General features: G+C 41.0%; 13 protein-coding genes. 7 read left to right on the top strand and 6 right to left on the bottom strand.

The genetic code is table 11. The features are described from left to right. Window positions 1-40: 40 nt before the first annotated feature. Window positions 41-1153 carry a uroporphyrinogen decarboxylase family protein gene (locus tag V7O66_RS03810; RefSeq protein ID WP_406661649.1) on the bottom strand — a complete coding sequence of 371 codons (1113 nt, stop codon included), beginning with the start codon at window positions 1151-1153 and terminating at the stop codon, window positions 41-43. Between the two features lie 167 nt (window positions 1154-1320). Beyond that, on the bottom strand, window positions 1321-1992 hold the full coding sequence (locus V7O66_RS03805; protein WP_406661648.1) for a LysE family translocator: 672 nt from the start codon (window positions 1990-1992) through the stop codon (window positions 1321-1323). A gap of 97 nt (window positions 1993-2089) precedes the next feature. Between V7O66_RS03805 and V7O66_RS03800 the strand changes: the two genes are divergently transcribed. Both V7O66_RS03800 and V7O66_RS03795 read left to right on the top strand, forming a co-directional pair. Continuing rightward, on the top strand, window positions 2090-2920 hold the full coding sequence (locus tag V7O66_RS03800) for a CbbQ/NirQ/NorQ/GpvN family protein (RefSeq protein ID WP_406661647.1): 831 nt from the start codon (window positions 2090-2092) through the stop codon (window positions 2918-2920). 9 nt (window positions 2921-2929) lie between these two features. Beyond that, complete coding sequence (locus V7O66_RS03795) at window positions 2930-6397, top strand: nitric oxide reductase activation protein NorD (RefSeq protein ID WP_406661646.1); 3468 nt, start codon at window positions 2930-2932, stop codon at window positions 6395-6397. A gap of 31 nt (window positions 6398-6428) precedes the next feature. Here the strand turns inward: V7O66_RS03795 and V7O66_RS03790 are convergent, their stop codons facing one another. After that, on the bottom strand, window positions 6429-7121 hold the full coding sequence (locus V7O66_RS03790; protein ID WP_406661645.1) for an LrgB family protein: 693 nt from the start codon (window positions 7119-7121) through the stop codon (window positions 6429-6431). Then, entirely contained in the window at window positions 7114-7470 is a 357-nt protein-coding gene (locus V7O66_RS03785) for a CidA/LrgA family protein (RefSeq protein ID WP_406661644.1), read from the bottom strand. The genes V7O66_RS03790 and V7O66_RS03785 overlap by 8 nt, the downstream gene beginning before the upstream one ends. Window positions 7471-8165: 695 nt before the next feature. Here V7O66_RS03785 and V7O66_RS03780 point away from each other — a divergent pair. Continuing rightward, window positions 8166-8561: a DUF2023 family protein gene (locus tag V7O66_RS03780; RefSeq protein ID WP_406661643.1), complete on the top strand. Its 396-nt coding sequence runs from the start codon at window positions 8166-8168 to the stop codon at window positions 8559-8561. A 559-nt stretch (window positions 8562-9120) separates the two neighbouring features. Here the strand turns inward: V7O66_RS03780 and V7O66_RS03775 are convergent. Next, window positions 9121-9384: a 2TM domain-containing protein gene (locus V7O66_RS03775; protein WP_406661642.1), complete on the bottom strand. Its 264-nt coding sequence runs from the start codon at window positions 9382-9384 to the stop codon at window positions 9121-9123. A gap of 269 nt (window positions 9385-9653) precedes the next feature. Between V7O66_RS03775 and V7O66_RS03770 the strand changes: the two genes are divergently transcribed. Both V7O66_RS03770 and V7O66_RS03765 read left to right on the top strand, forming a co-directional pair. After that, complete coding sequence (locus tag V7O66_RS03770; protein WP_406661641.1) at window positions 9654-10955, top strand: M18 family aminopeptidase; 1302 nt, start codon at window positions 9654-9656, stop codon at window positions 10953-10955. Window positions 10956-11136: 181 nt separating this feature from the next. Continuing rightward, window positions 11137-11277 (top strand): hypothetical protein, encoded by a 141-nt coding sequence (locus V7O66_RS03765; RefSeq protein ID WP_406661640.1) that lies wholly within the window; start codon window positions 11137-11139, stop codon window positions 11275-11277. Here V7O66_RS03765 and V7O66_RS03760 read toward each other — a convergent pair. Continuing rightward, window positions 11264-11449, bottom strand: coding sequence for a DUF1059 domain-containing protein (locus tag V7O66_RS03760; protein ID WP_406661639.1), 186 nt, complete (start codon window positions 11447-11449; stop codon window positions 11264-11266). The genes V7O66_RS03765 and V7O66_RS03760 overlap by 14 nt on opposite strands. 217 nt (window positions 11450-11666) lie before the next feature. Between V7O66_RS03760 and V7O66_RS03755 the strand changes: the two genes are divergently transcribed. Together V7O66_RS03755 and V7O66_RS03750 are read left to right on the top strand one after the other, a co-directional pair. After that, entirely contained in the window at window positions 11667-12419 is a 753-nt protein-coding gene (locus tag V7O66_RS03755) for a DUF4386 domain-containing protein (protein ID WP_406661638.1), read from the top strand. Between the two features lie 30 nt (window positions 12420-12449). Beyond that, on the top strand, window positions 12450-13448 hold the full coding sequence (locus V7O66_RS03750) for an NAD(P)-dependent alcohol dehydrogenase (RefSeq protein WP_406661637.1): 999 nt from the start codon (window positions 12450-12452) through the stop codon (window positions 13446-13448). The last annotated feature ends 27 nt before the right edge of the window (window positions 13449-13475 follow it).

Here is a 13475-nt window from a genome sequence, read left to right as displayed (position 1 = left end):
GAGAACTCGGTTTATAAAAAAGGAATCTGGACACGCTTTATCAAAAGCGTGTCTCCATTGCTTTCCACATCACATCCATCTTTTCCGATGGGATACTGAGTGGTATCTCACATCCTGAAGCCAGGATGAATCCTTTTTCTGGGGCTGCATTCATACAACTGTCAACCTCATATTCTATATCAGCAGGGGAATCAGAACTGAACACATAAGGATTGATGTTTCCCATAAGACAGATTCCTTCATCCTGGAAATTCTGGAAATCCTTGAAGCAGTAGCGCTGTTTACAGCCGACATTGTTGTGATTGTGAAGTTTCTGGCACTCGACCCCATATTCAGTGCCCAGTTTTTTAACATCACCAAAGGCAAAGTTAAGTGCATTTGGTTTAAGCTTCAGTTCAAGATCATGGAAAGCAAGGGCTGCACAGTTATGTGATATTACGTACCCACCGTTATCCTGCACATGGGAGTAGACTTTCTTTGTGTATCCCACCCCAAATTCCTCTGCCATATCATGACTGAAGAGTTCTGCAGTGCTTTCCCCATTCTCCGCAAATATACCATCAGCGCCTGCATCAAGCATGATGTCGGCAAATACGATACAACTTTCAGTCAGTACATCAAGCAAAGAGCGGAAATTATCAGGGTCCATGAGCATTTCGGTACACATCTTGGTACCACCCATCAACTGGGAGACAAGCATGAGGGGGGTCAGTGTTGCACAGGCTATGAATGCTTCATCGTTAAGTTCTTTTTTCATTATACTGATGGATTCAGCGACTGTCTGTACCCTTTCCGACCTTCGCATGATGTCAGGATCCAGGTTCTCGAATTCACCGGATGATTCCATGGGATATTCAACTATTTTTGGATACTCATTCTCCCTGAAGTCAAGCTTTGTACCCAGGGCTTCGGCTTCCACAAGCAGACAGCCCCATGGAGCCATTACATTATCGTGATGATACATTTCTCTTGCAAGTATCTGCGCCTCTGCCATACCTTTAGCAGAACGGTACACATCGTTCAGACTGGCACCCATCTTTTCCAGGACCGCATCACCTGCCCCAAACCAAAGATAGCCTAATGGCATCCTGTCAACTTCTTTTCCTTCAAGTGCATTAACGAAGCGTTCCTTTGAATTCATATCATCTGTCATTGCTGTACCCCTGTTGTTTCTGAAAGTTGATGAATAGACTATCTTCCATGCATGAAAAATAGAATAATTTATAGAAAGATGTTTCAGCTAGCATTATTTAACTCTTGCTCCACAGGACTGATTTATTTCCTGTCATGCAGTGGGATACGGTCAATATAAATGAAGGATCATATCATAGAGGAAAAACTGTTATAGTTGAACAGAAACCAGAATCCAAAAATTGCCAGCAATCCACCGCACAGATACAGGATCCGTTCATGTGCACGCCTGGACATCATTTCTTTTCCTTTTGAACAGGAAGAAGAAACAGCTACCAGCACACCTAGGTCTGCAATCCAGTGTCCAATAGCAAAAGCAAGAACGGCAAAGATACCCACCAGATATGCCTGAAGGAGAATGGAGCTACCGGCTGTTAGCCACCAGATAAGTACAGCGGGATTCAGGGCAGTTGTCAAAACACCTGCAGAAACAGGGGCAGAGCAGATATCCATCTTACTGGCAGATTCTGAAATATCAACGGCAGACACTTCCTTTGCGCTCTTTATGAGAAATAGGCCAAACAGCAGCATAACTATTCCACCTATAATAGCCATGTATGAGATCACTTGTTCTCCGATAAAAGCAGCTACACCGACAAGGATCAGAAGGAATATCAAAGATTCCACAAAAGCATGTCCTGTAAATACGAAAAGACCAGTCCTCCAGCCTTTTTTAAGAGCTATACCAACTGTTGTGAACATCATTGGGCCCGGGATCATTGCGGCAGATATACCCACAGTGAAGCCCAGTATAAGAGCCTTGGCTAATTCGATAATGAGTTCTGGCTGCAAAAAGCTCATGGAATATATAATGCTATTTTTATATATAAGGCCTGCTGCAGAGCAGATATAAGTAAGAGAAAAAAATATTAGTAGTATCGAAAAAGGAGTGATTTTTATGGCGCTAGAATGTACTTTATCCGAGGAGTTACCTGTTGAGGAATACCTGATCGAAGAGGAGCCCTACTACGTTCCGGTCGGCAATGAGGTGGAAATATTCACAGCAGCCTACAAAAATCAGCTGCCTGTGAACCTGAAAGGACCTACAGGTTGTGGGAAGACACGCTTCATGGAGTACATGGCCTATAAACTGAGCCGTCCATTGATCACTGTTTCATGTCACGAGGATCTTACGGCAACAGACCTTGTGGGAAGGTTCCTTATCAAAGGCGAATCCGTGGAATGGAATGACGGACCTCTCACCAAGGCTGTCAAAAGCGGAGCTATATGCTATCTTGATGAAGTGGTAGAAGCCAGGAAGGATACCATAGTTGTCATCCACCCGCTAACAGATGACAGGCGCATGATCCCAATAGATAAGCTTGGTATCATACTGAAAGCTTCGCCTGAATTCATGTTGGCAATATCCTATAACCCAGGCTACCAGAGTGTTGTAAAAGACCTGAAGCAAAGTACGAGGCAAAGGTTCGTTGCAATGGAATTCGATTATCCTCCGGCTGAGATAGAGAGACAGATAGTTGCCCATGAGAGCGGTGTTGATGAAGAGATGGCAGGATTACTTGTGGAGATCGGCCAGAGTATAAGAAATTTCAAGCACCATGGACTCGAAGAAGGGGTCAGTACACGTCTGCTAATATATGCCGGAAAACTCATCCACGAGGGCATAGAACCCAAGGAAGCATGCAGCACATCAATGGTAAGACCCATTACAGATAATCCAGACCTGCAAAGGAGTATTGAAGAGATAATTTCCGCAATACTGGAGTGAGACAAGACTTTGCTAAAAGATAGTGAAATACATATTACAGTAGAGAAACAGCTTGTTCACCTACTGGAGAAAAAGTTTCCAAGCCTTGCATCAGAAGATAATAAATGCATAGCAGAGCAGCTCCATGGATTTTCGGATGATGAACTGGAAACCATCCTGAGTCCAGGGAAGTGGATACTGGACAAGGGCAATAGAGTTCTTCTTTCTTACCTTGCAGTCTCACCCCAGATATATACCCTGACAGGAAGAGAAAGGTTCAGGAAATGGACATTCATAGCAAATAAGGTTTCCAATCTGAGCATCTCGTGCTGTGAGGGTTTCTTCGATTCCTCTGTCCCGATACTCAGAAAGGGCGGTATCGAACTGCTTGAGAACTGGACGAATATGGAAATATCTCTGGCAAAGAAGAACAAGTGGCTTGCAGTTGCTTTCTGTAAATTCACAGGGGAATTGGTAGCATCCACAGAATCTGACAGGTTCTCGGAGCTTGTTGCAATAGGTAAAGAGTTCTCTGATAGTAATATAAAGGTTGCAGAGGCATATTTTGAGAATCTTCCATATATGCTTTCCCACCTTTCAAATGAAGATTTCATACTCTTTTGCGATATGCTGACAGGGGTCAGCAAGAAACACTGGATCACTGCTGTCGATATCATAAATACAAGCAGGGAAGTGCTACCACTCATTTCTCCCGAAAGAAGAAAAAAGCTGATTCAGTCATTGATCGATTTCCAGACAAAGAACGAATCCCTCAGATCTGCATTGTTCAGAAATTCACCACAGGTTATTATCAAACTCAATGATGAGGAATTTGACCACTGGATAAATGTAGCTGAATATATAGCAAAGGTTGGCGGAGATGCTGCTGTAGCGTATTTTAACAGAAGCCACGATTTGCTCGATACTTTTGAAATAACTGAGCTTCGTGAATGGGCAGAGAGAGGAGCAGACAAATTATTCCACGATAAACAGTCATTCCGTTTCTTTATTCATGGCAGTCTCAAGGGACTGGCAAATACTTCGCTTTCTTTGACCAAAACAGAAAGATTGTATTTGATAGATGAGGGAATAAAACTTGCTGCGGTCAATTTTGAATGTGTGGAATCATATTTTGAGAATTGTGTAGTTACCTATAGACTACTGAATAGCCATCTATTCTGCAAATGGGTGGATATCGGCACTATCATCGCAAAGGAAAATTCCGACCTTGCTTCGGCATATTACACAAACTCAGCGTTGTCTCTGGAAAAAGTGAGACATGGCAATCATGCTGATATCTTCAAAACAGCAGGCATGTTGCTGGAAAAAGACTGGTCACTTACTGCTGCTTTTTTTGAGAATTTACCTGCTGCACTTGAGAATATCGAAATTGGAGACATCAGGAAATGGGCTGGAATCGGCATCAAGGTCTACGACCAGAATAAGGAACTTGCACTGGAATATTTCTCACATTCCCCATTGCTTCTGGATGAACTCAATACCAGCGAACTTGAGAAATGGGCGCTGTACGGAATAGAGTTAATTCAGGAAAATCCGGCTTCAGGAAAGACATATTTTACCCTTACATCGAGGGGTTCAAAGGATTATGCAGAGGAACTTACGGGTTCTGTCGCTCTTAAAAATATCACTACAGTTCTGCGTTACTATGCATTGGGACTCTCGGGAGTTAATTTCAGGATAAGGTCCAGAAATGTCCTGCAGATAAAGGATGAACAGGATACCATCAACCCAATAGTTGCAGGGAATACCATTTATCTGACACCAAAACTCAGCATATTTGGTGATTTCGAGGACAATTTCAGGATATATAAACTGAGCATGATGCACGAGGTCGGTCATGTAAAGTTCAGTTCAATGGAAGTCCCACTCCGTGATGTTTCAAAATTGTTGGCAGGCATCAACAAGGAATACGAAAATGAAAGTGAGAGATACGGTAAATTCATATCCAAAATGGATGCGGAAGATCCTGTGGATATCTCTGACATAATATCCATGTTCCCAAACCAGATTATTGCTGCAAGCATATTGGGAGTGCTGGAAGATGCGAGGATCGAGTTCCTTATCATGGATATGTACAGGGGAGTTCGGCAGGACCTTGAGAGTATCAGACAGCAGATGCTCATGGAGAGGGAAAAGCCGGATGGAAATATTGAGGAGTTCATGGATGCCTTGCTGTGGATATCCACGGGGAAGTATCCAGATCATGATTTGAGTAATGGGACTAAGACTCTTCTTAAGATGGCAGGCTCGTTGCTGGAAAAGTATGTACTGGTTTCTGATTCTACTATCCTGAACTCGTTGGAGGCTGCTTTTGAGATATATACAATGCTTGATTCAGAATATGGGCCTTTGGGTGAACTGGAATATCAGCTGCTCAGGAATATAGAGTACCGGGGTGTTGGTATTGGTGCATACGCCCAAAATGAAGCGTTGTTCACCAAATCATACGACAATATAATCAAGAATTTCATTCCGGATACCGAGACCGACCTGACATCTGAAGAGGAAAGACCACAGGAAGGGGAGGAGAAAGAATCAAGATCTTCCATGGATAAGAACCGGAAGATAATTGGCAGCTACAAATATGACGAGTGGGACGCTACAATAGGCGACTATAAGTCCGACTGGTGTACTGTAAATGAGATAGAGACTATTGGCGGTTCTGCGGATTACTATGCTGATGCAATGGAGCGCTACAGCAACGAGATAGCCCTTATCAAGAGCGTATTTGGCAGGATGAGACCAGAGGCTTTCCACAAGTTGAAGAAACAGACAGACGGCACGGAAATAGATATTGATGCTTTTATTGATGCCATTATAGAAAGAAGATGCGGGATCAATCCGGATGAAAATCTGTACATCAGGTGGGATAAACAGGAGAGGGATGTTGCAACACTCTTCCTTATTGATGTGAGCGCTTCCACCCAGAAGGTGCTGGATCAGACAGGCAGGTCCATTCTTGATGTGGAAAAGGACGCACTCATAATCATGCTCCAAGCCCTTGAGAGCATCGGCGACAGTTATGCGGCATACGCTTTTTCAGGACATAGCCGTGAGGATGTGGAGTATTTTATTCTCAAGGACTTTGATGAGGAACTGTCAGACAATGTGTCCCGCAGGCTAAGTCTGCTGGAGCCTGCCTCCAATACCCGTCTTGGACCTGCAATTCGCCATTCCATAAGGAAACTTGAGCAGGTCAGTGCAAAAACAAAGATAATCATATTGCTCTCTGATGGCGAACCCTACGATAGTGCCCGTGGAGAGGAGAACTATCAGGGATTCATGGCTGAGGAGGATACAAAAATTTCTATTCAGGAAGGACACGAGCAAAACATCAATTTCTTCTGTATAACCGTGGACACTGAGCCAGGAGAGTATCTGGATAATATCTTCTCCGATATTGGTTACACCATTATTGACGATGCTCAGATGCTACCGGAGCTGCTGCCTCTGCTGTATAAGAGAATCACCACATGAGTTTCATTTGATGTACTTCACACCAGCAATGTCACATTAGCAATTTAACGAGCAGGGGCGCAAGGATAACTGTTACCAGTCCTGCGATACCGATGGCAAGACTGCTCATGGCTCCTTCGGTCTCACCTATTTCCACTGCCTTGGTGGTTCCAAGGGCATGGGATGAAGTACCTATTGCGATTCCTACAGCGACCTTGTCCTCTATTCTGAAGAATTTACATATTGCAGGTCCCATTACAGCTCCCACTATTCCAGTGACGACTATTCCTGCTATGGTGATGGCTGGCAGGCCTCCGAGCTGAGTTGACAGTTCGATTCCAATGGGGGTTGTTACTGATTTCGGAACAAGGGATGTGCTTATCATCTCGTCCAGACCGAACGCCTTACACATGAGGATTATACTTGTGATTCCCGCAGCAGAGCCCAGGGTAATGCCGGTGACAATAGCAATGGCGTTTTCCTTAAGCAGGCTTATCTTCCTGTACAGTGGAACCGCAAGGATCACGGTTGCAGGACCCAGGAAAAAGGATATGACACTCCCTCCTGCGTTGTATTCATCAAAGGATACGTGGAATATCAGCAGGAATGCGATTATCAAAAAGGTGCTGACCACCAGCGGATTCAGGAATGAATAGTTCAGCTTTTTGTAGAGTACACTGCCTGCCTGAAAGGTCAGCAGTGTGATGGCGATACCAAAAAGTGGATTGGCGAAGACATCAATCATTTGCCTGCCTCCTGCGCATCATTATCTGGATGGTCATACCTGTGACAACAGCAATTATCACAGTGGATACAAAGGATATGAAGATAAGAGCAGCCCATTTCCCTTCCAGCAGGGTGAAACAGGTTATCAGAGCCACACCTGCAGGTACGAAGAAGAACGACAGGTGCTTGAGCATGAAATTGGTGGTCTCCTCGATCATTGGCAACTTCACGATCCCGGTCAGCAGAAACACTAGCAGAGCCAGCATCCCCATCACGTTACCTGGTATGGGTAGATTCAGGGAGCTGTGCAGGAAATCGCCCAGAAAGCACATGATCAGAATAATGGCGAATTGCTTGATGTACTTCATTAGATCACTTTCGTTTTTGAGAATAAGAAGGATTTTAACGTGCTTATCTAAGGTTTATATTTGTATATTGTTTTCGGTTAGCAGAAAAAATAAGAAATTTTCAGAGCCAAAGCTTAGACTCACTATCGACCAATGGAAAATTGCTTAGAATTATGCCAATCTAATATCGAGAATGGGTTATAGGTAACGTCAAAAACCGAACTTTACATAATTCATTAGTCATAGAATTAAATTTTAATTTGAAAAGATTTTATTTTTTATTTTTTAGTATGATTAACTCAAATCTAGTCATTAGTTTATCTTTCTTTTTAGGAATGTGTTAAATTGTGAATTAGTCGCACCTATATTTATTAGTTATTACAATAGTTATAAATATTACAAACACATTATAGAATCTGCTATCATGCGACATGAACATATAATCATCATATTTGCTTCTTAGGAAAATCTGCAATTTACACCATGTAGAATAGCCTTCTCTAACGTGTTGTATGATATCTTTTATTTTCTCTGCAAACTAAGAAAATCCATTAATTAAACAGGCTCAAAGTATGAGATGGAAATTGTCAAGAAGAACACACCAGCGTTTCAAGAATTTCAGAGTGTGAAATTGAACAGATTTGCCAAAAATGAGTTAGAAATAAACACTAATTAAAAGCAACAGTATACATAAAATTTTTAGATGGAGTCAATATATGAAAAAGACAAATGATGAAAAAGTATTGAGAGTCCACATTCCGGAAGGTATGCAAGTTTTGAGGCACCATCTATATGAGTATAAAAAAGGGCTTAGACATCTCATTCTTCATACTGCAAATTCTTGCCATGAGCCGGATATCGTAAAACTGCTTGAAAAAAAGAATGTTAATTATCTGATTATTCCAGCTTCACAAAAGAATATAAACGTATTCTTTGGGAATGAAAAATGCATCAATATAGTCAGAAAAATAGGAAATAAAAGTCTTTCGAATTATACAGATGAAGAGGATTTTATTCTTGGAATAATGCTTGGGTATGATAGACTGCAGCAATGTGACAGATACCTTAAAAGAAGGGAAGATCGCAATAATGTTGAGGAACTCATTGGATAAAATATATTACTAACATTCTTCTTTTTCTTTAGTTATTTTCCTTTATTTAGGGAAATTATGAATTTTATAAACTAGTATTCCCCATTAAGTAACAGTTCCCCACATCTCCAATCTTTCCCGAATATAAGCATTCAAGCTAACTGCTTTATCAGCTTCAGCATTTTCTTCAAAGAATGGGATATAGTTATGGTATTACAATGGGGGTAGTATCCCCATCTCAATCATTTCCTATTCTTATACAGTACCAATATAAGTACCAGCAATGCAAAAATAAGTCCAATTATGAATATTGACTGACTAGTATTTGTCTCAACTGTCAGTTCATAATTATTTTCATCTTCAGTTGGTTCAGATTATACCAATCTCATATCAAAAATGGGATATAGGTAACGTCAAAAACCGAACTTTTCTTAAAAACATTAACAGTAATGCAAATTGAAAGGGCAAAAAGAGAAACTATCAATATAAATTGACTACACAATATTCATTCACAGAAAAAGATGATATGGTGTTTTTAATTGTTCTACTGAATAATATCTAGCTTTTATAGTCGAGTGATTTATTCTTCGTCTTTTTCCATAATCTCTTTAATCTTTTTGTCTTCCCAATTCTTTCCGAATTTGCTCACATTAATACCTTGTATTACTACAAAAATCCCCCATCCAATAATCGGCCATTGAACCCACCAGTTTCCTCCATCAGAATAGTCGATGAAAATTAGCAGACCCATTATCACCAAATATAGTATTAGGTGGTTATAGAAGTTTTTAAGTTCCTTTACCCGTGCCTGAGCACGCAATAATTTCTTGTCTTTTTCTTCCACTTAATATCGCCTCCCCACTTATAGTAGGAGGGATTGATTAATTAGTATTTTGGATACAGCTATCCCTAGGGAAAAAACGAACTTTCTAAAGAATCAGCATGAACATGATAGTAAAATGTTCATTGAAGTTATTAAAGAGATTATTTCACAAATTCACTTATATACACTTAGTATCTTTCTTGTTGAAAATAAAAAGCATGTATAAAAGTCATCAATTGTTTAATATGTTCAACAAATAGAAAAAAAAAGTTTTGAGAAAGGTGGTAAGTATGGCAAATGTGGATTATATCAATGATTTTTTTGGATTTATGAAAAAAGCGACAACACCTGTTCAAACGGTGGATGCCATAAGGGAACGTCTGGACGCTGAAGGTTTTGTTGAGTTGGAAATGAATGAGCTATGGACGTTGAATGCGTCAGGGAAATACTATCTCACACCCTATCCTTCCATGTTGGTGGGCTTTACTATCGGAAGCGATGACAATCTGACAACAGGTGTGAAGATGATCGCTGCACATACGGATAGTCCTGGATTTCGGATCAAGCCAAATCCTGAGGTGAACAGTGAAGGAATGTTGACACTGAATGTGGAGAGCTACGGTGGACCGATCTTGAATACATGGTTTGACCGTCCTTTATCCATCGCCGGAAGAATAGCGGTAAAATCTGATGAGGTGCTCAAGCCGAAAGTGATCCACTTGGATTTTCAAAGACCGATACTCATCATCCCAAATCTTGCCATTCATATGAACCGCGAGGTCAATAATGGTGTGGAGATCAAGGTACAAAAAGAAATGCAACCTTTTTTAACCCAATTGATCGAAGATGAGATCAAGGACGATTATCTGCTGAATCTGGTTGCGGAGGAAGCTGGAGTCGATCGTGAGAACATTCTGGACATGGATCTGAATATCTATTGTAGCGAAGAAGGTATGTTAGTGGGAGCTAAAGAGGAATTCATCTCCTGTCCGAGAATCGATAATCTGTCCATGGTGTATGCTTCCATAGGAGCTCTTGTAGAATCAAAGCACGAGGAAGGGATCAACATGGTGGCATTGATGGATAATGAAGAGATCGGCTCCATGACAAAGCAAGGTGCTGACTCCATGATGCTAAGCATAATTTTGCAAAAGGTCCGTATGGGAATAGCAAGAACGGAACAACAATTCGCCCGTCAAATGATGAGCTCCTTTGTAATTTCGGCTGATGGTGCTCACGCCTTCCATCCCAATTACAGTGAAAAGAACGATATCACCAACAAGCCTGTAATGAACAAAGGAATGACCATTAAGATCAGTGGCAATCGTTCCTATGCATCGGAAGTGGAGACAATTGCAGCTTTCCAACAACTGTGTGACAAGGCCGGTGTGAAATATCAGAAATTTGTGAACCATTCGAATCAACCAGGAGGGAAGACCCTGGGTCCGTTGCTCAGTAAATATGTGCCTGTTCATGTGGTAGATGTGGGAGTGCCGATGTTGGCAATGCATTCAAGCAGGGAGCTAATGGGCAAACAGGACTTCCTGGATTCCATCGAAATATTCAGGACATTTTTCCAATTGGAGAAATGAGTATTTGGGAAGCAAATGCACTCCTGGATAGGATGAATAATAATGAAGATGAAATGCCAAAGAACGAAGAATGCTAAAAGAAAGTTCTACTTTTTATCAAATCGTGGGCGCATCAGATTGTGCTGTGAAGCATTTCCCTCTCATCAAAAGCTTTTTTAATTAAATAACGGAAAAATGGCGAATGATGAATCTTATAAGTGCAGGCGAGTGGAAGAGTATAAAATTGGAAGTTGAATTAAAAGAACTATTTGTATTCGGAAGTGACTTCCCTGTTATAGACAAGTCACCCCGTTTTACAACATTTGATTTTATTCCTTCTTGACTGCTGCTTTAATTTCTTTTTGAGTTTCAGGATCGTTTATTTGTTCATCAGTATAACCATGCTCTGCTTTGACGTGCTTTATAGCAACTTCCATCATTTCATCCATGGTTTTTCCTTCAGCAACAAAAGGACAAGTAACCCCTACATCTGCACATGCTAATTTATATGTCATATTTATGATCTCCCTATTTAAAGTATTTCAGTCCTTCTATTTAACAACATGGCGAAATATTCAAGTTAATATAATAAAAAATGAAATGTTTTCTTTCATAAGGCCTACCACATCAATGTCCTGAAATTTTATAGTAGCTGGATTTCTACAAAGTCAAACACATCCAAAAATGCTAAATAGTCATCTATCCCCATTTAAAAAGGGGGAGCGGTATTAGATGGAAGCAAAAGATGTAAAAATTGATCCAAACAGAAAGACCGCAATAATTGTGGGTGTATTGTTTATATTTGCGATCGTTATGCTTTTTCTTGGAGAAGCTCTTTACAAACCCATTTTAGATTCTCCGGATTACCTGGATAATGCTTATCCAAATAGAATAGTTGTGATAATTGGGATACTGCTAGAGTTTACAGGTGTTCCTGCAGTAGTTCTCTTATCAGTATTCCTGTTTCCCATCTTAAAAAAACACAATGAAGCCTTAGCCCTGGGGTATGTCGTTTTCAGATTGTTTGAGGCTGCGCTCTTAAGTGTTGCTTATATCAGTAAGCTGTTACTGGTCAATTTAAGTCAGGATTATTTGAATAAAGGAGGGATGGATGCTTCATATTTTCAATACATAGGCAGCTCAATACAGTCAGTTGATCATTGGGCCGGCACACAAGGACTGATCTATCATATCGTTTTTGCTTTAGGATCCTTGATGCTTTATTCTGTATTGTATAAATCAAATCTTGTTCCACGATTTATATCGGCCTGGGGTTTTATTGCTGCTATAGCTTTGTTAACTGGTTCTGTGCTGACTAATATTGACATGTTTACTGGAATTTCGGAAATGGGATTGGAGCTCATTTTTGCCCTTCCTATTGCTGTGGCTGAAATCATGCTCTCGATATGGCTTATCGTTAAAGGATTCAATCCATCTGCAATCGATTCTAGGTCTGCCAGAACAGATATAGACGAGATAACATGATAAAATCAAAGTAAATTTGGAGGAATACTGATGAAAGCAATTGTGTATGAAAAATACGGGCCACATGAAGTTCTTCATCTCAAAGAGGTGGATAAACCTACTCCAAAGGACAATGAAGTATTGATCCGAATTTATGCGACAACAGTGACAAAATATGACTGTTGGATGCGAAGTTGCACAGCCCCACCAGGATTCGGGCTCCTAATGCGAATAGCATCAGGTATCAGAAAGCCGAAGAAACCTATACTAGGGACTGAATTAGCCGGGGAAATTGAAGCCGTTGGCAAAGATGTAAAACTCTTCAGGAAAGGGGATCCGGTTTTTGGATACACGGGGATGAGTTTAGGTGCTTATGCCGAGTATATCTGTCTGCCTGAAGACGGGGCTCTGGCAATAAAACCGGCCAATATGACCTATGAGGAAGCCGCCGCGGTCCAGCAAGGGGCATTGACTGCACTGTTTTTCCTAAGAAAAGGAAATATTCAGAGCGGACAAAAAGTTCTTATCTTTGGCGCTTCTGGAGGGGTAGGTTCAGCTGCGGTACAGATTGCCAATCACTTTGGGGCAGAAGTTACCGGAGTGTGCAGTACCAGGAAATTAGAATTAGTGAAATCTCTGGGAGCCGATAAGGTAATTGATTACAATCAAGAGGATTTTACCAAAAGCGGTGAGACCTACGACATTATTTTTGACACCGTAGGCAAGAGTCCCTTTTCAGGTAGTACAAGATCGTTAAAGAATGAAGGAATCTATCTTTTTACTACCTATGGGTTGGTACGGCTTTTTCGAATAATATGGCTTAATCTGACAAACAGTAAGAAGGCAATATCGGGACTTTTAAAAGAGAGAGCTGAAGACCTAATTTTCCTCAGAGAGCTTATTGAGGATGGGAAGCTGAAAGTAGTCATAGATCGACGTTATCCGCTGGAACAGGCTGTTCAGGCTCACAGGTATGTCGAAACAGGGCACAAAAAGGGACATGTCGTCCTAACTGTGGAACATAATAACAATGCCTGGCAAGGTAAATGAACAGGACTATTTTAATAATGAAATGGT

The organism is Methanolobus sp. ZRKC3 (genome assembly GCF_045291275.1).
Classification (GTDB): Archaea; Halobacteriota; Methanosarcinia; order Methanosarcinales; family Methanosarcinaceae; genus Methanolobus.
This window is presented reverse-complemented; position numbering and strand designations above follow the sequence as displayed.